This is a genomic window from Neisseria sp. P0021.S007 (assembly GCF_051956855.1).
Genome location: NZ_JBQCXA010000679.1, coordinates 1 through 635, shown reverse-complemented (window position 1 = coordinate 635; position 635 = coordinate 1). Strand labels below are relative to the sequence as shown.

Below are 635 nucleotides of genomic sequence, written 5' to 3'. Positions count from 1 at the left end.
GATACACCGCATATCAACAACAGCGGCGCATTCACAGTCGCCTCATCCCGTAGCGGCGGCGAAAAAAGCCTCGATTTGTTCTGCGCCCGCTTCGAATACGACGAACACGCCGACATCATGCACGACCTGCCCGAAACCGTCCTTATCAAGATGGACCATCCCTCGCTGCAATGTCTTATCTCCATGTTGCAATACGAAAGCGCGCACACGCTTTCCGGCTCGCGCGCCATTGTCAACGCCCTTTCCTCCGTACTCCTCGTCCTCATCGTCCGCGCCCATCTCGAACAAGGCGGAGAAGCACCTTTGGGCGGCATACTCAATGGCCTGCGCGACAAACGCCTGCGCCAACTCATCCAAACCGTCGTCAGCCGCCCCGAAGACGAGTGGAACATCGAAAAAATGACCGAGCTTGCCAACCTCTCCCGCGCCCAACTCATGCGCCTGTTCAAACAGCAAACCGGCATCAGCCCCCACGCCTTTGTCAACCTCATCCGCCTGCGCCAAGCCGCCGTATTGCTGCGGCAAACCGCCGATTCCGTCCTGTCCGTCGCGCTGAACGTCGGCTTTCAATCCGAAACCCACTTCGGCAAAGCGTTTAAAAAACAATACTGGATTTCGCCAGGGCAATATAGGAA

Annotated in this window: 1 protein-coding gene; it reads left to right on the top strand. The window is 57.2% G+C overall.

Annotation, left to right across the window (positions count from 1 at the left end; all coding sequences use genetic code 11):
* On the top strand, positions 1 to 635 hold a 635-nt coding region (locus ACTHUR_RS15345), incomplete at both ends, for a helix-turn-helix domain-containing protein (RefSeq protein WP_440399493.1).